This is a genomic window from Nocardiopsis sp. CNS-639 (genome assembly GCF_000381685.1).
Lineage (GTDB): Bacteria > Actinomycetota > Actinomycetes > Streptosporangiales > Streptosporangiaceae > Nocardiopsis > Nocardiopsis dassonvillei.
The window spans coordinates 402,565-422,830 of sequence record NZ_KB906856.1; the positions used below are offsets into that span (position 1 = coordinate 402,565).

General features: G+C 74.9%; 16 protein-coding genes. 7 read left to right on the forward strand and 9 right to left on the reverse strand.

Going from position 1 to position 20,266, the window contains the following annotated elements; translation table 11 throughout:
- Positions 1-274 precede the first annotated feature (274 nt).
- Positions 275-697, reverse strand: a complete 423-nt coding sequence (locus G011_RS0107205; protein WP_019607885.1) for an NUDIX domain-containing protein — start codon at positions 695-697, stop codon at positions 275-277.
- Positions 698-863: 166 nt separating this feature from the next.
- Between G011_RS0107205 and G011_RS0107210 the strand changes: the two genes are divergently transcribed.
- Both G011_RS0107210 and G011_RS0107215 read left to right on the forward strand, forming a co-directional pair.
- Positions 864-2,177: a glycoside hydrolase family 6 protein gene (locus tag G011_RS0107210; RefSeq protein WP_026338103.1), complete on the forward strand. Its 1,314-nt coding sequence runs from the start codon at positions 864-866 to the stop codon at positions 2,175-2,177.
- 130 nt (positions 2,178-2,307) lie between these two features.
- On the forward strand, positions 2,308-3,360 hold the full coding sequence (locus tag G011_RS0107215; protein ID WP_026338104.1) for a zeta toxin family protein: 1,053 nt from the start codon (positions 2,308-2,310) through the stop codon (positions 3,358-3,360).
- Positions 3,361-3,376: 16 nt separating this feature from the next.
- Here G011_RS0107215 and G011_RS0107220 read toward each other — a convergent pair whose 3' ends face one another.
- On the reverse strand, positions 3,377-4,372 hold the full coding sequence (locus tag G011_RS0107220; RefSeq protein ID WP_019607888.1) for a R2-like ligand-binding oxidase: 996 nt from the start codon (positions 4,370-4,372) through the stop codon (positions 3,377-3,379).
- Between the two features lie 204 nt (positions 4,373-4,576).
- Here G011_RS0107220 and G011_RS0107225 point away from each other — a divergent pair, with 204 nt between their 5' ends.
- Complete coding sequence (locus G011_RS0107225) at positions 4,577-4,813, forward strand: hypothetical protein (protein ID WP_013155191.1); 237 nt, start codon at positions 4,577-4,579, stop codon at positions 4,811-4,813.
- Between the two features lie 60 nt (positions 4,814-4,873).
- Here the strand turns inward: G011_RS0107225 and G011_RS0107230 are convergent, their stop codons facing one another.
- From G011_RS0107230 to G011_RS0107245, 4 genes are all read right to left on the reverse strand, one after another.
- On the reverse strand, positions 4,874-6,520 hold the full coding sequence (locus G011_RS0107230; RefSeq protein WP_019607889.1) for a DNA repair helicase XPB: 1,647 nt from the start codon (positions 6,518-6,520) through the stop codon (positions 4,874-4,876).
- 240 nt (positions 6,521-6,760) lie between these two features.
- Entirely contained in the window at positions 6,761-7,024 is a 264-nt protein-coding gene (locus G011_RS0107235; RefSeq protein WP_332461503.1) for a hypothetical protein, read from the reverse strand.
- Positions 7,025-7,448: 424 nt separating this feature from the next.
- Positions 7,449-7,907, reverse strand: a complete 459-nt coding sequence (locus G011_RS0107240) for a hypothetical protein (protein WP_019607890.1) — start codon at positions 7,905-7,907, stop codon at positions 7,449-7,451.
- Positions 7,908-8,175: 268 nt separating this feature from the next.
- A complete protein-coding gene (locus G011_RS0107245) occupies positions 8,176-10,758 on the reverse strand; it encodes a helicase-associated domain-containing protein (protein WP_019607891.1) in 2,583 nt (860 codons plus the stop codon).
- 164 nt (positions 10,759-10,922) lie between these two features.
- Between G011_RS0107245 and G011_RS0107250 the strand changes: the two genes are divergently transcribed.
- The 4 genes from G011_RS0107250 to G011_RS0107265 all read left to right on the forward strand — a co-directional run bounded on the left by G011_RS0107250 (position 10,923) and on the right by G011_RS0107265 (position 17,181).
- Positions 10,923-11,708: a hypothetical protein gene (locus tag G011_RS0107250; protein WP_019607892.1), complete on the forward strand. Its 786-nt coding sequence runs from the start codon at positions 10,923-10,925 to the stop codon at positions 11,706-11,708.
- A 569-nt stretch (positions 11,709-12,277) separates the two neighbouring features.
- A complete protein-coding gene (locus G011_RS0107255; RefSeq protein WP_019607893.1) occupies positions 12,278-12,661 on the forward strand; it encodes a cold-shock protein in 384 nt (127 codons plus the stop codon).
- Between the two features lie 274 nt (positions 12,662-12,935).
- Positions 12,936-13,691 (forward strand): DUF3027 domain-containing protein, encoded by a 756-nt coding sequence (locus G011_RS0107260; RefSeq protein ID WP_019607894.1) that lies wholly within the window; start codon positions 12,936-12,938, stop codon positions 13,689-13,691.
- A 226-nt stretch (positions 13,692-13,917) separates the two neighbouring features.
- A complete protein-coding gene (locus G011_RS0107265) occupies positions 13,918-17,181 on the forward strand; it encodes a sacsin N-terminal ATP-binding-like domain-containing protein (protein WP_019607895.1) in 3,264 nt (1,087 codons plus the stop codon).
- 135 nt (positions 17,182-17,316) lie between these two features.
- On the opposite strand, the gene G011_RS0107270 is transcribed toward G011_RS0107265, so the two are convergent.
- From G011_RS0107270 to G011_RS0107280, 3 genes are all read right to left on the reverse strand, one after another.
- A complete protein-coding gene (locus G011_RS0107270; protein ID WP_019607896.1) occupies positions 17,317-18,180 on the reverse strand; it encodes an MOSC domain-containing protein in 864 nt (287 codons plus the stop codon).
- Between the two features lie 222 nt (positions 18,181-18,402).
- Entirely contained in the window at positions 18,403-19,899 is a 1,497-nt protein-coding gene (locus G011_RS0107275; RefSeq protein WP_019607897.1) for a methyltransferase, read from the reverse strand.
- Between the two features lie 54 nt (positions 19,900-19,953).
- Positions 19,954-20,208 (reverse strand): DUF2530 domain-containing protein, encoded by a 255-nt coding sequence (locus G011_RS0107280; protein WP_013155181.1) that lies wholly within the window; start codon positions 20,206-20,208, stop codon positions 19,954-19,956.
- Positions 20,209-20,266: the final 58 nt, after the last annotated feature.

Consider the following 20,266-nt stretch of genomic DNA (forward strand, 5'->3'; position numbering starts at 1 on the left):
AGCGGGGAGGGGCGCGGGCCACCCATTTTTCCGGGGCCGGGAGGCAGGCCCGGAGGCGCGGGCGACGGCGTGGGGAAGGCCTCGCGCCGACCGCCGCCGGGCCCTCCCGCCAGCACGTGCTCCACCGGCGCTCGGTCGCTGACGCCGGAACGCTCCGCCCCGGCCCTCGACGGGTGACGCCGCGGAGCGCTCCGTCCCCGGAGGCGACAGTCGGGCGTACCCCCTGGAGAAGACCGTCGAACGTTCCGCTCCGGTCGCCGGGGGCGGGCGCGGGTCAGACGACGGTGCCCTCGGCGTGGAGGAGTTCGATGAGGCGGCGCACCGCCGGGGCGCAGCGCCCGCGGTCGGCGAAGCCGATCCACGCCAGTTCGGCGATCTCGTTGTCCGCCGAGATCTCGCCGTCGTACTCGGCGGTGTGGCAGGACAGGCGCACACGGGTGCCCGGGCCCTGGGCGTGGGCGGCCTCGTCGATCACCGCTATCCGGCGGACCGTGTCCGGTCGCAGCACCACGCTGACCTCCTCCAGCGCCTCGCGGGCCACCGCGGCCTCGTCGCTCTCCCCGGGCTCGCGCTTGCCGCCGGGCAGGTAGAACAGGTCCACTCCGTCGGTGCGGACGCACAGCAGGCGTCCCTCGCTGACGTGGACCCAGGCCAGGGCGTCGATGACAGCGGGGGAGGAGGGCGGGGTAGGTGACATGCGACCACCCTATGTCAGGGCGTGGATGTCACCTTTGGGAAACACAGTCGTTACCCCCCTGGGGGCAAGGGGCTCCGCCGGGTAATGTGACTTTTTGGGAGCGCTCCCATGCGCGCAGTAACGGGGAAGCAGGGAAACCGGGGAACACCACACCGAAGGAAGGCTCATGTCCCGCACACGCATAGCCGTCGGAGCAGCAGTGAGCTCCGTCTCGGCCCTGGCCCTGGGGACGGCGCTGCTCGCCACGGCGCCCGCCTCGGCCGCCGACTCCGAGTTCTACGTCAACCCCAACACGTCGGCGGCCGTCTGGGTCGAGGAGAACCCGAACGACCCCCGGGCCGACGTCATCCGCGACCGCATCGCCTCGGTCGCCCAGGCCACCTGGTTCACCCAGTACAACCCCGCCGAGGTCCGCGACGACGTGGACGCGGTGGTCAGCGCCGCCGACGCCCAGGGCCAGACCCCCATCCTGGTGGTCTACAACATCCCCGGCCGCGACTGCGGCAACCACAGCGGCGGCGGGGCGCCCAGCCACGACGCCTACCGCACCTGGGTCGACGAGGTCGCCGCGGGGCTGGAGGGCCGGTCCGCCACCATCGTCCTGGAACCCGACGCCCTGCCGCTGGTGAGCGGCTGCAGCGACCCGTCCGAGCTCCTGGACTCCATGGCCTACGCGGGCAAGGCGCTCATGGAGGGCTCCTCCGAGGCCAGGGTCTACTTCGACATCGGCAACTCGGCCTGGCTGGACCCGCAGGAGGCCGCCGACCTGCTCAACGGCGCGGACGTCGCGAACAGCGCGCACGGCGTCGCCACCAACACCTCCAACTACAACTGGACCCACGACGAGGTCGCCTTCGCGGAGGCCGTCATCGCCGCGACGGGCGTGTCCGGCCTCGGCGCCGTGATCGACACCAGCCGCAACGGCAACGGCCCCGCACCCCAGAACGAGTGGTGCGACCCGCCGGGACGGATGATCGGCCGCCCCAGCACCACCGACACCGGGAACCCGCTGATCGACGCCTTCATCTGGACCAAGCTGCCCGGTGAGGCCGACGGCTGCATCGCGCCCGCGGGGCAGTTCGTGCCCCAGGCCGCCTACGACATGGCGGTGAACGCCCCCGAGTACCCCACCGACCCCGGTGAGCCGACCGACCCCGAGGAGCCCACCGACCCGCCCGCGGGCGAGGGCTGCACGGCCGACTACAGGGTCGTCAGCGAGTGGGGCAACGGCTTCCAGGCGGCGGTGACGGTCACCGCCGAGGACTCCCTCAGCGGCTGGACCGTGACGTGGACCTACGCCGACGGGCAGCGGTTCAGCCAGGGCTGGAACGCCGAGTTCTCCAGCAGCGGGTCGCGGGTCACCGCCTCCGACCTCGGCTGGAACGGCACGCTCAGCGTCGGCGGCAGCACCGAGTTCGGGTTCACCGGCACCCACGGCGGTAGCAACGGCGCGCCCGAGGTGACGTGCTCCGCGGCCTGACCGCACTGACGGGGTGGGGCCCAGCGCGTCCCACCCCGTCCTCCTGGCCGCCTCCGGCCAACCGCGCCGAACCCCGTACCCCGGGGCCGGGGAACCACTAGCATCCCCGGTGGGTGAAGGGCGGACACGGATGACGGTTCCACAGGTGGGCGAGCGGACCCTGGTGGAGGACAGCGCCTGCGGCGGTTTCCCCGCGCAGGAGGCCGGTTCCCGGCAGGCCCGCGAACGGGCCTACAACCTGTACAGCGCGGCCGTCGGCGCCTGCCTGAGCAGGACCGGGCTCCGGGAGCGCGCCGCCGAACTCCTCGCGGGGGAGGCGCGGCTGCCCTTCCTCGACGACGGGGAGGTCGCCCGGGTCAACCGGGAGCTCCCGGGGATCGTCGCCGGACTGCGGGCCGAGCCGATCCGGGTCCGCGACGGCGCGACCCCCGGGGATCCGGGCCCCGTCCTGGCCGGGGCCGACCTGGACGCGCTGTTCGACCTCGCGCTCCGCGACCGGCTCACCGGACCGGCCCGCGAGCGGCCCCGGCTCCTGCTCCTGGGCGGTCAGCCCGGCTCGGGCAAGTCCACCCTCCAGCGCCTGGTCCTGCCGTTCCTGCCCGAGGGCACCGTCAGCTACGACGGTGACGACCTGCTGCGCCTGGCGCCGGACTACGAGTGGGCGATGGCCGCCGACGACCGCGCCGCCTCCGCCTCCCTGGGTCGGCAGGTCGGCGGCCTGCACGGGCTGGCCATGGCGCATATGCGCGCGGGCCGCGTGGACGCCGTGTGCAGCCATCCCCTCGGCCGCGCCGACTGGGCCGCGTCCTGGGTGGAGGGGTTCCGCGACGCCGGGTACCGGGTGGAGGTCGCCCTCGTGGCCACCCACAGTTCCAACAGCCGCTTCGCGATCGCCGACCGGTACGCCCGGGCCCGCGCCGACCAGGGTTTCGGCAGGTGGATGCCCGAACTCCACCATGACCGTTTCTATCTGGGCCTCCCCAACACGGTGGAGTTCCTGGAGACCCACCGGCTGGCGGACTCGCTCTACGTCCTCTCCCGCGACGGCGACGTGCTCTACGCCAACCACCGGGAGGAGGACGACTGGCGGACCGAGCCGTTCGGGCGCGTCGCCCTGGAGGCCGAACGCGGGCGCCGGGAGCTGTGGCACGCGTCCGGGCGCGCCCCGCGCAGTGCGGTCTGAGCGGCCCGGCCGGTTCTCAGTCCCGGGCCGCCAGCCTCCGCACGGCCTCCCGGTCCTCCTCGCCGAACCGCTCCTCCAGGTCCTCGGGTGTGGCGTCCAGGTCGATGCGCGACACGGGCACCCCGCGCGCGGACTCGATCGCGCCGAGGCGGCGCAGCGCGCGGTCGCTCGCGTAGCGGACCAGTTCGCCTGGCGGCAGTTCGTAGCGGCGGGTCGCCGGGTCGCCCGAGGGCTCCTCGCCGCGTTCCACCGTGGAGACCACGTGCGGCAGCAGCTCGTCCAGCCGCTCGCGCACCACGTCCCAGTTGGCGTCGTCGGCCGCGACGTGGCGGCGACAGGTGAAGGTGCCCCACGCCATGTGTCGCCGCTCGTCGTCGCCGATCCCGCGCACGATCCGGCGCATCCCCGGGAAGACGTCGCGCACCGTGCACAGGTGGTTCCAGGCGTAGTACCCGGTCAGCGCCAGTGAGCCCTCGATGACGTGGTTGTAGGTGACCGAGGCGCGCACCTGGTTGCGGGGGCTCGGGTCCTCCAGCAGCGCCTCCAGCGAGCTGGGCAGCTCCTCGTAGAACAGCGTCCGGTACCCCGGGTTGGCGTCCACGTACCCGTGCAGGTCCTCGTGGACCCCGAGCGCGTCCAGCCACAGCCGGAACGCCTGGACGTGCCTGGCCTCCTCGAACGCGAACTGGGTCAGGTACATCTCGTCGCCCAGTCGCCCCTCCGCGGCCATGGCCCGCAGGAAGGGCTGGATGTCCTCCGTGACCGCCTCCTCACCCGCGACGAAGAACGCGCACAGCCGCAGGATCCGCGCCCGGGCCTCCTCGCCCAGCCCCTCCCAGTCCTCGGCGTCCCGGCTCAGGTCGATGTCCGCCGGGTTCCAGAACCGGGCGTTGCCCTTGGCGAACAGCTTGAGCGGGAGGGAGCCCCAGTTCAGGCCGCCGCCCCGGAGCGAGTGGAAGCCGGTGCGGCGCCGCGCGGGAGAGGGCGGGGGCGGGGCGGGGGAGACGGGCATGGGGAGGACCTCCTGGCCGCTGGGGGAGCTGCTGTGCCCTCATGATTGGACACGAAAGGGGCTCGTGTAAAGAGCGAACGGGGTGTACGGCGCCAAAAGCCGAATCCGACTCGATGGATGTGCGACCGCGGCCGTTGACGGCGTGCCCCCGCCGAAACGGTACGGTCGGGGAGTACCGACCGCACCGAACGATCGGGGAACGACGTGTTCTGTGGTGATCCCGGCACATCCGGCTACACCGCGTGCGCCGCCCAGACCCAGCTCTTCGCGTTGGCCTCCGCCATCCCCGCCCTGCTCGGCATGGCGCTCCTCGTGGCGGCCTTCACCGCGCCGTCCGTGCGGGGCGACCGGCTCCTGCGCACCCGCACCCTGAGCTACTCCCTGGTGGCCTGGGGGATCGCCGCGGGCACCTACGTCATGGGCGGTCTGCCGTCCTTCTGAGCGGCGCGAACCCCGGGCGGACGCGCCCCGCCGGGCCGCGTGCGGGGCCGCCCGCCCCGGTCAGATCTCCTCGCCCGACAGCAGGTCGCCGGCGTCGGTGATCCGGTAGGCGTACCCCTGCTCGGCCAGGAAGCGCTGCCGGTGCGCGGCGTAGTCCTGGTCGAGGGTGTCGCGCGCCACCACCGCGTAGAAGCGGGCGGCGCGGCCGTCGGCCTTGGGGCGCAGCACCCGGCCGAGCCGCTGCGCCTCCTCCTGCCGCGAGCCGAAGGACCCCGACACCTGCACCGCGACACCGGCCTCGGGCAGGTCGATGGAGAAGTTCGCGACCTTCGACACCACCAGCGTCCGCAGATCTCCGGAGCGGAAGGCGTCGAAGAGGCGCTCGCGCTCCTTGTTGCGGGTCTCGCCCTTGATCACCGGCGCGCCCAGCGACGCGCCGAGCTCGTCCAGCTGGTCGATGTAGGAGCCGATGACCAGCACCTGCTCATCGGGGTGGCGCTCCACGATCTCCCGGACCACCGAGTTCTTGGTCTCGGAGGAGGCGCAGAACCGGTAGCGGTCCTCCGGCTCGGCGGTCGCGTACGCCAGCCGCTCGGCCTCCGACAGGTCCACCCGCACCTCGACGCAGTCCGCGGGGGCGATCCACCCCTGGTTCTCCATGTCCTTCCACGGCGCGTCGTAGCGCTTGGGGCCGATCAGCGAGAACACGTCGCCCTCGCGGCCGTCCTCGCGCACCAGGGTCGCGGTCAGGCCCAGACGGCGCCGGGCCTGGAGGTCGGCGGTCATCCGGAAGATCGGCGCGGGCAGCAGGTGCACCTCGTCGTAGACGACCAGGCCCCAGTCGCGGGCGTCGAACAGCTCCAGGTGCGTGTACACGCCCTTGCGCCTGGCCGCCATGACCTGGTAGGTCGCGATGGTGACGGGGCGGATCTCCTTGCGGGTGCCCGAGTACTCGCCGATCTCGTCCTCGGTCAGCGAGGTGCGCCGCAGCAGCTCGGTCTTCCACTGGTGCACCGACACCGTGTTCGTCACCAGGATGAGCGTGGTCGCCCCGGTCATGGCCATCGCCGCCGCGCCGACCACGGTCTTTCCCGCGCCGCACGGCAGGACCACCACGCCGGACCCGCCCGCGTGGAAGCTCTCCGCGGCCTCCCTCTGATAGCCGCGCAGCTCCCAGCCCTCCTGGTCGAGGTCGATGGGGTGCGCCTCGCCGTCCACGTACCCGGCCAGGTCCTCGGCGGGCCACCCGATCTTGAGCAGCGCCTGCTTGAGGTTGCCGCGCTCGCTCGGGTGCACGGCGACCGAGTCCTCGCCCAGCCGCTCGCCCAGCATGCCCTTGAGCTTCTTGGCGCGGACGACCTCCTCCAGCACGGCGCGGTCGGAGGACTCCAGGACCAGGCCGTGCCGCGGGTCGCCCACGAGCCGCAGCCGCCCGTAGCGGTCCATCGTCTCGGCGATGTCCACGAGCAGCGAGTGCGGCACCGGGAACTTGGAGAACCGGATCAGCGCGTCCACGACCTGCTCGGCGTCGTGCCCGGCGGCACGGGAGTTCCACAGGGCCAGCGGTGTGATCCGGTAGGTGTGCACGTGTTCGGGCGCGCGTTCGAGTTCGGCGAAGGGGGCGATGGCCCGGCGGCACTCGCCGGCCAGCTCGTGGTCGACCTCCAGCAGGAGCGTCTTGTCGGACTGGACGATCAGGCAGGACAACACGGACCTTCAATCTCACGGGGCGGGGGCGGCCACAGGTGCAACGCATCCGGGCCTCCGATCATGCCCGCGGGGCCCGTGCTCCCGCGGGCCGCGTGGACCGGGCCGTTCGGGACCGCGGCCGCTCCCGGGGACGCCGTGGCCGCCGTACGGGGCGTAGCCGCCGGTCGGATCCCCGCACGCGCCGCCTCCGTGGCAGCCGGGGCCGCCGCCCGGGGGGAGGACCCGACAGGGGCCCGGTCAGGAGGTGAACAGGAGCATCACCATGGCCAGGACGACGACCGGGATGAGGAAAAGGACGAACAGGGCGAAGTAGGCGAAGTTGCAGGCCCAGGTGTACCGGATGTACCGCTCCACCCGTTCGGGGTCGGGAAGCCTGCGCAGCGTCGCGATGCCGAACCAGACCCCGGGCACGTTCACCGCCAGCAGGAAGAACCAGAAGCCCAGGTACATCATCAGGATCGACGCCGCCGCGCTGAGGACGGCCACCACCAGCGCGGCCACGGCTCCGCCCACACGGGCGGGAGGGGCCGCCGGGGGGACCGCCCCGGGGGGAAGCGCCGGGTCGGGGGGCGCCGCCAGCGGGGAGGCGTTCGCGGGGGCGGGGCCCGTGGCGTGTCCGCCCGGGCCGCCCGGCCCCGGCGCGCCCGGCACACCGACCGGCCCGGGCGCGACCCGGGCCCCGGGCAGCCGGAACGGCGCCGAGGACGCCGGGCGCCCCCGGCCGCCTCCGGACACGGACCCCGGTGTGTGACCGTGCGTCCTCTCCCAGAAGGCCTTCGGGCCGCCTCCGCCGTTCATCACCGTTCGTCCCCCTCCCCCTGCCTGCCGGACCCGCCTCGTACCGCTCCCGGCTCCGTCACCGCCGGTCATCCCCCCGCGCTCCGTGCAGACGCGGTGCCCGGTGGCCCCGTCCGCCAAACACGGCTCAGTAGTTGGTGACCGGGACGATCCCCTGGATCCAGGAGCCCGCCTGGGTGAACATCACCAGCGTCAGCACCAGCATCACGAAGAGCATCACCCCGGCCGCGCCCAGGCAGTACCAGGAGTAGCGCGTGAGCGTCTCCGCCTGGACCGCGCGCCCCCGGTCGCGGGCGTGGGCGGCGCGCACCGCGAACACGATCCCGGCGACGCCGAACAGCCAGTTCATGCAGCACACGAAGGTCAGGGCGTGCAGGATCAGCGCCATCGTCGAACTGCTGGCCCCGATCGCCGCCTGGCGTGCGTCGGGTCCGTCGCGCTCGTCCTCGCGGTCGTCGCGGCGGTCGCTCCCGGCCTCGCGCCCCCCGCCGCGCTCGGGGGCGCGGGACCTGCGGCGCTCGCGGTCGTCGTCGCGTCCGTGCTCACGGGGGGACGATGCCCCGGGGGGCAGCGATGCGTTGCTCATGGGGGTTCTCTCGCTGTCGGTGGGTCGACCAACTCGGTTCCAGACTAGCCCGCCGCCTCCGGGGCGATCGTGAGGAACCCGGGTGCGCCCCGCGCCGTCGCCGTCCGGTACGGCGCGGTCCGCCCCCGTGGGCCCGCCCGCCGCGGGCACCGGAGGTTCCCGCGTCGAAGGACGCCCGAGCACGAGCGGGACCGCGCCGTAGGCGTCCGTTGAGGGTGGTGGCGGGCGACGGGTGGGACGAAGCGAAGCGGAGGTCCAAAAGCACCGCCTAGCGCGGCTCCACCCGTTCCTGCCGCCCCGCTTCCTCCCCCGGCTCCGGGTCCAGTTCGGCCACGGCGGTCACCCGGTGCACGGCGAACCGGTGCACCGCCGCCCGGGTCGCGTCGTAGGCGGTCAGGAAGCCCCCGTCCACACCCGACGGCTCCACGATCCGGCTCACCTGTCGGCCGTCGGTGTCGGTGTAGCCGATCCACACCCTCCGGCCGTCCCTGGCGGCCCCCGCGAGCACCTCCAGCACAGCCGCCGACCGCGATCCCGGCGGGCCGTTCTCGGGCAGCGGGACCGGTGTGCGCGCCGCCGTGGCGGCCTCGTCCCCGGCCCGCACGGCGCGCACGGCCGCGGCCGCCAGCGCACGCGACACCGCCGATCCGTCCGTCGCGGGGGGAGGTGCGTCCGCCGCGTCGGCCCGGCGCACCTCGGGGCGGCTCAGCCGCATCGACCCGTCCCCGCCCTCGGGCACCGGGTGGTATCCCAGCTGCCGCAGCCGCTCCACCAGCGCGGCGCGGGTCAACCGGCTCGCCACCACGGTCGGCGCCAGCCTCAGCAGCCCCAGGTCGTCGGCCCGCCGATCGCTGACCAGCTCCTCCAGCAGCGCGGGCTCGTCGCAGCGCAGGTAGCTCGACGCCGAACCGGCCCGCAACCGTCCGTGCCGCCGGCCCACGTCCGACACCAGGTACCGCAGGGCCTGGGGGAGCGGGGTGCGCGAGTGGCGTTCGAGCAGGGCGGTGATGTCGGCGACGCCCCGCCCCGCGTCCAGCGCCCGACGCACCGACCCCTCCGTGAACCGGTACACCGTGGCCCCGCCGGTGGACTCCACGTCGGCGACCAGGGCCAGCTCACGGGCCAGTTCGGCCACCAGCGGGCCCGGCGCGACGGCCGTCAGGTCGCCCTGCACCAGCACGTAGTCCAGCGGCTTGGGCAGCTCCCCGCCCAGGACACGAGCGGCCGCGTCCTCGTCGCCCTCCAGCAGCGGCCGGACGTGGTCGGCCAGCGCGCCGCGCCCGGTCAGGCCGAGCGCGGCCGCCTCGGCCGCCGCCGTCCGCACCAGTTCGGCGTAGACCGGCGACTGGCGGCGCGGGCGCCGCCAGGACAGGCGCGCCGACAGCGAGTCCGGCAGCGGGGCCAGACCCGGTTCCGCGGTGCCCAGCTCCGTGAGCAGGTCGCGGCGGGCCTGCGGCGCGGCCGGACGGACCAGGCCCGGACCGAGCGCGTTGCGCATCCGTCCGCCCGAGTCGCGCGACCCGCTCAGCGACGCCACGCGGTCCGACTCCAGCCAGGCGGAGGCCAGCCGCAGCCACCGGTGCGCGGGCGCGCGCTCCCGCCACAGGTCGTACTCGCGGGTGGGCAGCCACTCGCCCTCGACCCGGTCGTCGGCGCCCAGCAGCCCGGCGGCGTACGCGACCTCCACGAACAGGGCGGCGGTGGCCTCGTCGGTGTCCATCGTCTGGGCGGCGCGGCGCAGGTCGCGTACGCCCAGGCCGCCGTTGCGCAGCACCGCGGCCGGGTCCTCGGACCAGTGCTCCAGGAGCTCCTCGACGGCCCGCAGCACCGTGAAGGCCTGACCGGCGGCCGCCCGTGCCACGGCTTCGGCGGAGTGTGCGGTCCCCTCGAAGGGCGGCGGCGCGGTGGTGACCTCGCGGAACAGCCGACCCGAACGCAGGTGCAGCCCCACCTCGCGCGGCAGGGTGAGGGTGTCGTCGCCGCTCGGCAGCAGGAGGGCGCGGGCGATCAGCTCCTCGACCGGGGAGGCGGCGGTGTCCAGGGTGACCTCGCGGCGGGCGTCGGAGACGGTCCCGTGCGGCGGCCCCCACGCCATGCTGTCCAGCAGCCGCCGGGCCTGGTCGCCGACCGGTCCGGGCGGGGCGGACAGCACGGCGGCGACCGCCTCGACGGGGGTGTCCCCGCCGCCGCCCGGCGCGAGGTCGTCGGCGAGCCTCCTGACGGCGGCGTGCGGCAGCGCGGCGAGCAGCACGCGCGCGGGCGGGCCGAGCTGGGCGGGCTGGGGGAGCAGGTCGCGCAGCACCTGGACGGGGCGCAGCCGCCCCCGGTCGGGCCAGACCAGGGCCAGGCGCAGCAGGGTGTCCAGGGCCTCGCCGACCGGCCCGCCCACCGTGCCGTGCGCCGGTGCGCCGGTCCTCGCGTCGGCCGCCCCCGTGGCCGGTCCGCCGACCGCGGCGCCGTCCGGGGTGTCCGCCGTCGCGTCCGCCCGGTCGGCCGCGTGGCCGCCCACCGGTCCGAGCGCTTCGGCCAGTTCGGCGGCGGACACCCCCACCGGCTCGGACAACCGGTCGTCACCGAGCGCGACCACCGACTCCAGCACCTGGAGCGTGAACCGGTCCAGCCGCTCCAGGACCCGCAGAACGGTGTTGCGGGTGGTGGCCCGTGAGGCGAGCGCGCCGATGTCGGCGGGGACGGGCTGGGCCAGGTCCGGGCGGGCCCGCAGCAGGGCGACGAGTGCGTCGTCCGACCGGCCGCGCAGCCAGGAGGTGAACGTGGGGGGACGGCCCGACGCGGGGGCCGTGCGGTTCCCCGTGCCCGGTTCGCGCCCGTCGGGCGGTGCGTTGTCGCTCATCGGTTCAACGCTAAGCGATCAGGACCCCGGTGTTCGCGTCCGTCCCCTGTGGCTTCCGCGACTGCCTCCGGCACACCGTCGTGGACCGTATCCGAAGGAAAATCGGTGACCGAAACTGGGAAGTAGGGCTTAAAAGCCAGGTCATCCTGAGCCAATATGGGGGCATGAACCAGCGCTCGGAACAACTGGTACTGGATTATCTGTCCGAGGTCGGCCTGGAGCTGCACGGACGCATGACCGCGCAGGAACGCACCGCCTACCTCGCCGGAGTGCGCTCGCGCATCGACGCGCGCCGCGCCGCCGCGGGACACGACGTGGACACCGTCCGGGGGATCCTCAGGGGTCTGGGCACGCCCCGGGACCTGGTGGAACGCGACCTCGACGGCCGCGACCTCGACGTCGAGGACGACGAGCTGATCCCCTCCAGGCCGCGCCACGCCGACCGGCCGCCGCCGCCCTGGCGGGGCGGCCCCGACCGCGGGATCAGGTCCCTGCTGGAGGGGCCCGGCCAGACGGAGCTGCGCGTCCGGGGCCGCCGCGCGGACCGCGGCGACCGGCCCGGACAGGGTGACCGGCCCGACCGCGGCGGCCCGGTGGCGGTGCTGCGCCGCCACCCGCCCGAGGCCGCGGCCCTGCTCCTGCTGCTGCTGGCCGTGCCCTGGTGGTGGGACCTGGCCTTCCTGTGGGTCCTGGGGGCGGCCCTGATCCTGCTCAGCCAGGTGTGGCCCGCCCGCGACAAGTGGATCGGCGTGGGCCTGCCCCTGCTCTCCTGCGCGCTCGGCATGGCCCTGTGGAGCGGCGAGGCCGAGTTCGTCGACGAGTACGTCCAGGAGTCCCTGACCGCCACCGGGGTCATCGGCCTCGGCGCGGCCTCCCTGGTGTGCGCGGTCTACCTCTACTCCCGGCTCCCGCGCCCGGCGCCGTACGCGCGGGACGCGGCACCGCGCTGAGGGCGTGCGCGCGGCCGTGCGCCGTGGCGGGGCACGTGCGGTGTTCTCCCAGTTCAACGGCCTGGTCCCGCTGGTCATTGCTTGGCAAACGCTGGGGAATAACCTTTTCCGGTCGGCCCGTTACCGCGCGTCCGAACACACGGATTCGGGTAGTCATGTCGGTACACCGCCTCTTTCGCTTCAGGCGGTCGCGTCAGTACCGGCGCCCCGGCCTCCAGCCCGGTCGCCACAGCAGCCGAGGCGGCCCACGTCTCCGCCGAGTCCCGTCCCACACTCCGCACCCAGCGGTGCGGGGCCGCAGTCGGCGCCGCGAGGCCCGGATGATCCGCATCCGGGCCTCCTCGCCGTGTCCGGGCCCGCGGCTCCTCCGGAAGGCCCCGCCCGGCCGGACGCGAGCGGGGACCGGCGGCCGTTTATGCCCTCGCGCCGGTGAGTCCCCGGGCACTACTTTGGAGGCACCCGTGGAAAAACCAGGGGTGTCCCGGCGACGCGCGGGCCGCGCGGATTCCACCGCGCCCGCCCGCGGCCCGTTCCCGGCGCACCCGCCAGTGAAAGCGTGAGGTCCCCAGGTGCCCACCGGCAAGGTCAAGTGGTACGACGGCGACAAGGGTTTCGGTTTCCTCACCCGCGACGACGGCGGTGAGGTCTTCGTGCACTCCTCCTCGCTCCCTCCGGGCACCACGTCGCTGCGGCCCGGCCAGAAGGTCGAGTTCGGCGTGGCCGAGGGCCGCAAGGGCGCCCAGGCGCTCCAGGTCAGGCTCCTGGAGGACCAGCACTCGGTCGCCCGGGCGCGGCGCAAGAAGCCGGACGAGATGGTGGTGATCACCGAGGACCTCATCAAGCTGCTGGAGGGCCTGTCCAACGGCTACCGCCGGGGGCGCCACCCCGAACGGCGCGAGGCGGCCAGGATCGCCTCCGTGCTGCGCGTGGTCGCCGACGACCTGGAGGCCTGAGCGGTCCGCGCGCCCCGGGCGGAGGACCGGGCGCCCGGCTCGCGGGGCGGCCGGACCCGGTCCGTCCGGGGGGCCGGACCGGCCCCCGGTTCGCCCCGGCCCGGCCCGGTGTCCCCGGTCCCCGGGCGGTCACGGGTCCGAGACCGCTTCCGGAGGATGTATCGGGCGAACCTTGACCCTCGTTATGGTCAAATCGGTGCTCGCGATCAGTGAGAATGGGGGCGTGAGCCCTACTCGACGTTCTCCTGTACCGGACAAGGCATGTATCGAGGCGGTGGAGCTGGCTCGCTCGGTGGCCGCCGAGGTCGGGCGACCCGAGTGGGTGGGTGAGCACCTCGCCCCCCAGGTCGAGGACACCCGCCTGGTCACTCACCTCTTCACCTGCCTGGACCCCGCCTACCCGGGGTGGAACTACGCCGTCACCGTGGTCCGCGCCTCGCGCGCCAAACAGGTCACGGTGAACGAGGTCGTTCTGCTGCCCGGCGAAGGCGCCCTCGCCCCGCCCGAGTGGGTGCCCTGGAAGGAGCGCCTGCGCCCCGGCGACCTCGGCGTGGGCGACCTGCTGCCCGCCGAGGAGGACGACGAACGGCTCGTCCCCGGCTACGCCCAGGTGCCCGACAGCGAGTTGGACGCCGAGGGCGAGGACCGGCAGGCGATCTGGGAGCTGGGCCTGGGCCGACGCCAGGTGCTCTCGGAGTTCGGGCGCGAGCAGGCCGCCGAGCGCTGGTACAACGGCGAGGGCGGCCCGCGCAGCCCGATCGCGGCAGCCGCGCCCGCACGCTGCCTCACCTGCGGGTTCATGACCCCGCTCGCCGGTGAGCTGCGCCAGATGTTCGGTGTGTGCACCAACGAGTACGCCCCCGACGACGGCCGCGTGGTCTCGATGGACCACGGCTGCGGCGCCCACTCCGAGGTGCGCCGCCCCGAGTCGCGCAACGATCCGGTCAAGCCCGTCGTGGACGAGATGGGCTACGACCACATCGTCTTCGACGACACGGCCGAGCTGGAACTGGTCTCCTCGGATTCCTGACGTCGGCGTACGCCGATGCCGTCCGAGGCCGACGTCGAGCCCGGTGCCGTCCGGATCCGCCGCGTCCCGGAGCCGCCCGGTACCCGCCTCCTCCCGACGCTGTGCCGCCGCGCCGCACGGTCCGGCCCCAGCCCTCCGCTCCGGTGGGCTAGGGTCGGTTTACCGCATCCGATCCCGCCCCGGGTGCACCGTGCCGGGCGTGCCCGCAGCGCAGGAGGAAACCGCCATGGCCGAGCCGCTGACCGCTTCGGTGGCCGATCCCTACAACACCGCCGAACTGCGCCGACGCGTTCTCGCCGCGTGGGCCGACGCCCCCGCGCGCTTCCGTGAGGACGCCAACGCGGAGGAGGACTTCGCACTCGGCGGCTACCGCGACCGGGTCGTGGTCGAACTGGCCCAGAACGCCGCCGACGCCGCCCGCCGCGCGGGTGTCCCGGGCCGGCTGCGCCTGGCGCTGACCGGCCACCGGTTGACCGCCGCCAACACCGGCGCGCCCCTGACCGCCGAGGGCGTGGAGTCGCTGGCCACGCTGAGGGCCTCCACCAAGCGCGGCGAGCAGGGCTCGGCCGGACGCTTCGGCGTGGGCTTCTCCGCGGTGGCGGCGCTCAGCGACGACGTCACCGTCGACTCCGGCGGCTCGGCCGTCCGCTTCAGCGCCGAGGCCGCCCGCGCCGCGGTCACGGACCTGCTGGGCGACGACGGCGCCCACAGCGGCCTCGCGCGGGAGGTGGAGAGCCGTTCCGGGCACGTGCCCATGCTGCGGCTGCCCTTCCCCGCAGAGGCCGTCAACCGTGTGACCTCCGAGGCCGCTGAGGCAGGAGAGGGCGCCGAGGGCTACGACACCGTCGTCACCCTCCTGCTGCGCGACGACCGCGCGCGCGACCGGGTGCGCGAACTCCTGGACCGGACCGGCGAGGCGCTCCTGCTCGCCCTGCCCGGCCTGGTCGAGGTGCGCGTGGACGTCGAGGGCGCCGAACGCGTCCTCACCCGCGAGGAGGCCACCGGAACGGCCGACCTGGTCACCGCGCACCTGGACGACGACGGCACCCGGACCACCCTCTGGCGGACCCTCGAACGCTCGGGCGCCTTCGACCCCGCCCTGCTCGCCGACCGGCCCACCGAGGAACGGGACCGCACGTCGTGGTCGCTGACGTGGGCGGTCCCCGTGGACGAGGACGGTGCGGTCGCCGCCCTGCCCGCCGACGTCGAGTCCGTGGTCCACGCGCCCACGCCCACCGATACCGAGCTCGACCTGCCCGCCGTCCTCATCGGCACCTTCCCGCTGGGCAGCGACCGGCGCGCGGTCCAGCCCGGAGCCGCCACCGACCTGCTGCTCATGGAGGCCGCGGAGGCCTACTGCGCCCTGCTGCGGCGCTTCGACCCCCGGGCGTCGCTCGACCTGGTGCCCGGAACCCGTGTGGGCGGCGGCGCCGTCGACGCCGTCTTCCGCGCCCGGGTGGCCGAGCCCCTCCAGGACACGCCGTTCCTGGTGACGGCGGCCGGTGCGCCCGTCGCCCCGCGCGACGCCGTGCTCCTCGACACCGGTGGTCCGGGCGGGACCGACGGCCTCGCCGCCGACCTCGTCCGCGTCCTGTCCGAACTCGTTCCCCCGCTGCTGCCCGGGAGCTGGAGTCCGCGCCACCCGGCTCTGGCCGCCCTGCGCGTCCACCGCCTCGGCCTGGCCGACGTCGCCGACCTGCTCGCCGACACCGACCGGCCCCCGCACTGGTGGGCCGCGCTCTACGCCGCCCTGGACCGGGCGGGCAGGGGCGGCGCCGACCTGGACGAACTCGGCGCCCTGCCCGTCCCGCTGGCCGACGGCAGGCTCGTGCGCGGTCCCCGTTCGCTGCTGGTGCCCTCGCAGGACTGGTCGGCGGGCGGCGCGCGCGGTGACGAGCGGGACGGCTGGGACAGCTGGGACGACCGGGATGACCAGGACACCCGGGACGGCCGAGGGGACGGGGACGACCGGCGCGAGCGCGGGCCCCTGGACGCCCTGGCCGCCCTGGGCGTGCGCGTCGTGCACCCCGAGGCCGTGCACCCCCTCCTCAACCGCCTGGGCGCGGTGGAGGCCGGCGCCGCGACCGTTCTGCGCGACGGGCGCACCGAGGCCGCCGTCCGAGCCTCCCTGGACGCCGACGACCCCGAGCCCGTGGCCGAGGCCGTGCTCGGTCTGGTGTCCGCCTCGGGGATCAGCGTCGCCGACGTGCCCTGGCTCTCCGAGCTGGCCCTGCGCGACGACGAGGACGGCTACTCGGTCGCCGCCGAGCTCCTCGTACCCGGCGCGCCCCTGGCCGACCTCCTCGTGGACGACGCCCCCTTCGGCACCGTGCACCCGGACCTGGTGGAACGGCACGGGACCGGGGTCCTGCGCGCCGTCGGCGCGCTGTGGGAGCTGACCGCGGTCCGCGCCGAGGAGGTCGCGCTGGGCGAGGACCTGGCCTCGGTCTTCGACGGCGCGGCGGGCGAGGAGGGCCCGGACGGCCTGGAGGAGTGGGCCGACGAGGTCCTCGAACGCGTGGGCGACCCGGAGTTGCCGCCGGTCGTCCCCGAGCTGGTGTGCGTCGCCGACCTGGACTACGTGGCCGACGAGCAGTGGCCCCGCGCCCTGGCCATGCTCGCCGAGGGGCCGCTGCGCGAGGCGGTGACCGCCCCCGCCCGCGTGCTGCTGCCCGACGGCCGCGTGACGGACGTGCCCTCCTACACCGCCTGGTGGCTGCGCACGCGGGCCCTGCTGAGCGGGAGCGCGCCCGCGGGGCTGCGGCTCGGAGACGCCGACCCCGCCCTGGTGGGCCTGTACGACGAGGTGAGCGCCGACGTCGATCCGGAGTTCGCCCGCGCGCTGGGCGTGCGCACCACCCTGGAGGACGTGCTGGCGGACCCGGACGGCGCGGACGACCTGCTCGCCCGGCTGGCCGACCCCCAGCGGCACGTGGACCGCGCGTCGCTGCGCAGGGTGTGGGCCGCCCTTGCCGGGGTGGACGCCGACCTGGTCACCCCGCCGTCCCGCGTGCGGGCGGTGCGGGGCGGGTCGATCGTGGTGGCCGACGCCGAGGACGCGGTCGTGGTGGACTCACCGGACCTGCTGCCGCTGCTGGAGGAGCAGGAGCGGGCCCTGGTGCTCGCCCCGGCCGAGACGGCCGAGGCCGTGGCGGACGTGCTCGACCTGGACCTGGCCAGCGAGGCCGTGACGGGAAGGGTCGGGTCCGCGGGGCAGATGCGCCAGGTTCCGGACGAGGCGGACCTCTTCCTCGACCCGGAGGGGGAGCCCGACCGCACCTACCTGCACCACCAGACGCTCACGGTGGACGGGGTGGAGGTGGAGTGGTACGTCGCGGACGGCTCGGCGCACGCCTCGACCACTGACGGGCTGGCCCGGGCACTGTGCTGGCGCGCGGGGCAGTGGTCCAGGAGGCACGTGCTGGCCGACGCGCTGCGGGAACCGGGGGCGGTGGCGCGGCTGCTGGCCGAGGCCGACCTGGACGACTGAGGCCGTCTCCGGCGCCCAGGGGAGCGCCCGGAGTCCGACCGGCCTTCCGGACCCGGCCCGACGACGGGGGACGCGGCCCCGGTACCGGGGCCGCGGAGCCCGTCCGCCGCACCCGCCGGGTGCGGCGGACGGAGGTCAGGCCGAAGCGCCCGCCAGGTCCGGGTCCCCGTCCCGGGCCTGCTCCCAGGCGAGCACCTCCACCTCGTCGCCCACGGCCAGCGTTCCGGTGCGGGTGACGGCGAACTTGGCGCCGAAGGCCACCCCGCCCTGGGCCCGGCGGTAGTCCGCCAGGGTGCGCAGCGGCTCGGGCCCCGCCTTGACGCCCCGGGCCTGGTCGACGGTCGTGGCCACGCAGCGGACGCACACCTTGGCGAAGCCCAGCTCCGCGGTGCCCAGGCGCAGGGCGCGGACGCGGTCCTCGGTGTGCGGCTCGGCCCACCCCGACACCACGACGTTGGGCCGGAAGCGGTTCATCGGCACGGGTTCGGCGCCCCGGGCGAGGATGCGCTCGCCGAGCAGGTCGAGGGAGGCCAGCGACGCCATCAGCACCGCGGTGCTGTCCGCGAACGCGCTGGTGCCCGGGGTCAGTCCGCCCACGTGGCGGTCGTGGTCGTCGGGCACCCGCACCAGGCGGCTGGGCGCGCCGAGCGCCTCCGACAGCCACTCCGCGGCCTCACGGCCCTGGTCCACGCCGACGAACGGCTGCCGGTGCATGGTCACGTCCAAGCGCGGGCCCCCAGGGTCCACCCCGACCTCCAGGGGCGCCGACCCGCCTGTCCCCGCCCACCCCAGGCTCAGGCGCGCGCCGTCCGCGGTGATCCCCGCCCGGATGAGCGCCATGCGGGGGTCGTTGCGCTGGCTGCGGAAGCCCCCGGCGTCGTCGACCACCATGAAGGTGCGATCGTGCCTGATACCGGCGGACGTCATCTCGGCGGTCCGCACGGACGTGCCCGCGCATCCCTTGACCGGGTAGTGGACGAGTTCCTCGATTCGCGCCATGGGAGAACGCTAGCGCATCGGTTCGTCAACGCCGGCTTGTACAAGCCTTCGCCTATAAGGCCAGGTCATGCGCGCCTTCGACGTCCTCGGAGACCCCGTCCGGCGTCGCCCGCTGGGACTGCTCGACGAGGGCGAGCGCTCCTCGGGCGGGCTGACCGGGGTGGTACGGGCCGAGTTCGGCGCCTTCCGGCCCGCCGGGGCCGTCCGCCCGGGCGGCCCCGGTCAGCGGGCCACCCGGAAGAACCCCTCCGCGATGAGGGTGCGCAGCGCGTCGGGCGTGCGCTCGCGCACCAGCGCGGGGTCCTCGCCGATGAGCTCGGCGATGACGTTCAGCAGCGGGCCGACCGGCATGGTGCCGTCGCACACCCCCGCCAGGGCGGCCTCCACCGTCCCCACGCGGGCCACGCGCCGCAGGCCGTCGCGCTGGCGCAGCAGGATCTTCTCCGGGTCCGGAGCGCCGGGGCGCCCCACCCTCTCCTCCACCACGCCCGGCGCGAGCGCCACGTGCGCGGACAGCAGCGCGGCGTCGGTCAGGCGCAGCGCGGTCATCGCCCCGTCCACCACGTCGGGCAGGTAGGGGCCCACGGGCCGCTCGATCTCGTGCCGCAGCTCCTCCACGCGCACGGTCGCGTCCTGGGCGACGTCGTTGCGCAGGCAGATCCATCCGAACCCGATGCCCTTGATGCCCTCGCGCTCGAAGTAGTCGAGCCAGGCGTCGTAGCGGCGGGTGTACTCGGGGGTGCCGTGCTCGCAGGAGTCGCGCAGCCACAGCTCCACGTACTCGGCGGGGTCCTGCACGTCGCGCTGGACCACCCAGCCCGAGCACCCGGTCCCGGTCACCCAGCCGCCGACCCGGTCCTCCCAGTCGTCGCCGTCGCGGTGCACCCAGTTCGCCAGGATCTGGCACCAGCCGCCCTCGGTCAGGTGCGCCGGGGCCTGTCTCACCAGCTCGGCGCACACGGTGTCGCCGGGCAGGTCCGACTCCCGGTAGGTGTACCGGGAGGAGTCGGGGGTGATCACGAACGGCGGGTTGGACACGATCAGGTCGAAGCGCTCGCCCGCGACCGGTTCGTACAGCGAACCCTGCTCCAGGCGGGCGTCGGTGACCCCGGACAGGGCCAGGCTGATCCCGGCCAGGCGCACGGCGCGCGGGTTGAGGTCGGTGGCCACCACCTCGCGCGCCCGCGAGGCCAGGTGCAGGGCCTGCACCCCGCAGCCGGTGCCCACGTCCAGGGCGCGCTCCACCGGTCCGTCCACGATCAGCTGGGACAGGGTGGAGGAGGCGCCGCCCGCGCCCACCACGTGGTCGGGATCGGGGACCGCGCCGCTGCCGGGGCGCACCTTGGGGTCGGAGACCACGAACCCGGGCCTGCCGTCCTCCAGCTCCCAGGGGCCCAGGTGCACCAGGGCGCGCACGACGGGCCCGCTCCGCCCCTCCTCCACGGTGACCAGCCCGGCCTCGGCCAGCTCGTCCACGGGCAGGATCGAACGCGCGGCGCGCGCGGGGATGGACGACCGCAGCCACCACAGGCGCAGCAGCAGTCCGAGCCGTTCGTCGCCGCCGGTGGCGCGCAGGGCGGGCACCAGCTCCTCGCGGGCCAGTGCGCGCGCGGCGGCGTCGCCGAGGCGGTCGCGGACGCCGGACACGGTGTAGTCGGCGTCGATGAGGATGCCGCGGAGTCGCTCGGCCAGACCGCGCGGAAATCTCGTCTCAGACACCCGCCCATTATCGGGCAGAACCGCGGTGCCCCGCCGGGGGGTGCCCGGCGCTGGTCAGGAGTGGTCGGCCCGGCGCTCGGCGGCGTCGGAGCGCCTGCGCAGCAGGTGGGGTATGTACAGGAACCCGAACACGCCCAGCACGATGCCGGTCACGCAGACGCCGATCCACCAGCGCTCGGACGCGGGCAGCCCGTCGCCCATCGCGATGAGGACCACGAGCGCCACCGTCCACGCCAGGGTGCCGATCGCGGCGGGCACGCGGTAGTCGCTCTCGTGGACGTCCGGGTCGGGCTGACGAGGTTTGCGCACGGTCCCAGGCTATCCGCTCACGGCAGGGCGGGGTCTGCGCGCACGGGGGAGGCGGCGC

Coding starts and splice junctions, on each gene's coding strand:
- G011_RS0107265 (WP_019607895.1), top strand. CDS start 13,918: ATGGCCGAGCCGCTGACCGCTTCGGTGGCCGATCCCTACAACACCGCC.
- G011_RS0107220 (WP_019607888.1), bottom strand. CDS start 4,372: ATGCCCGTCTCCCCCGCCCCGCCCCCGCCCTCTCCCGCGCGGCGCCGC.
- G011_RS0107215 (WP_026338104.1), top strand. CDS start 2,308: ATGACGGTTCCACAGGTGGGCGAGCGGACCCTGGTGGAGGACAGCGCC.
- G011_RS0107270 (WP_019607896.1), bottom strand. CDS start 18,180: ATGGCGCGAATCGAGGAACTCGTCCACTACCCGGTCAAGGGATGCGCG.
- G011_RS0107240 (WP_019607890.1), bottom strand. CDS start 7,907: ATGAGCAACGCATCGCTGCCCCCCGGGGCATCGTCCCCCCGTGAGCAC.
- G011_RS0107205 (WP_019607885.1), bottom strand. CDS start 697: ATGTCACCTACCCCGCCCTCCTCCCCCGCTGTCATCGACGCCCTGGCC.
- G011_RS0107245 (WP_019607891.1), bottom strand. CDS start 10,758: ATGAGCGACAACGCACCGCCCGACGGGCGCGAACCGGGCACGGGGAAC.
- G011_RS0107210 (WP_026338103.1), top strand. CDS start 864: ATGTCCCGCACACGCATAGCCGTCGGAGCAGCAGTGAGCTCCGTCTCG.
- G011_RS0107250 (WP_019607892.1), top strand. CDS start 10,923: ATGAACCAGCGCTCGGAACAACTGGTACTGGATTATCTGTCCGAGGTC.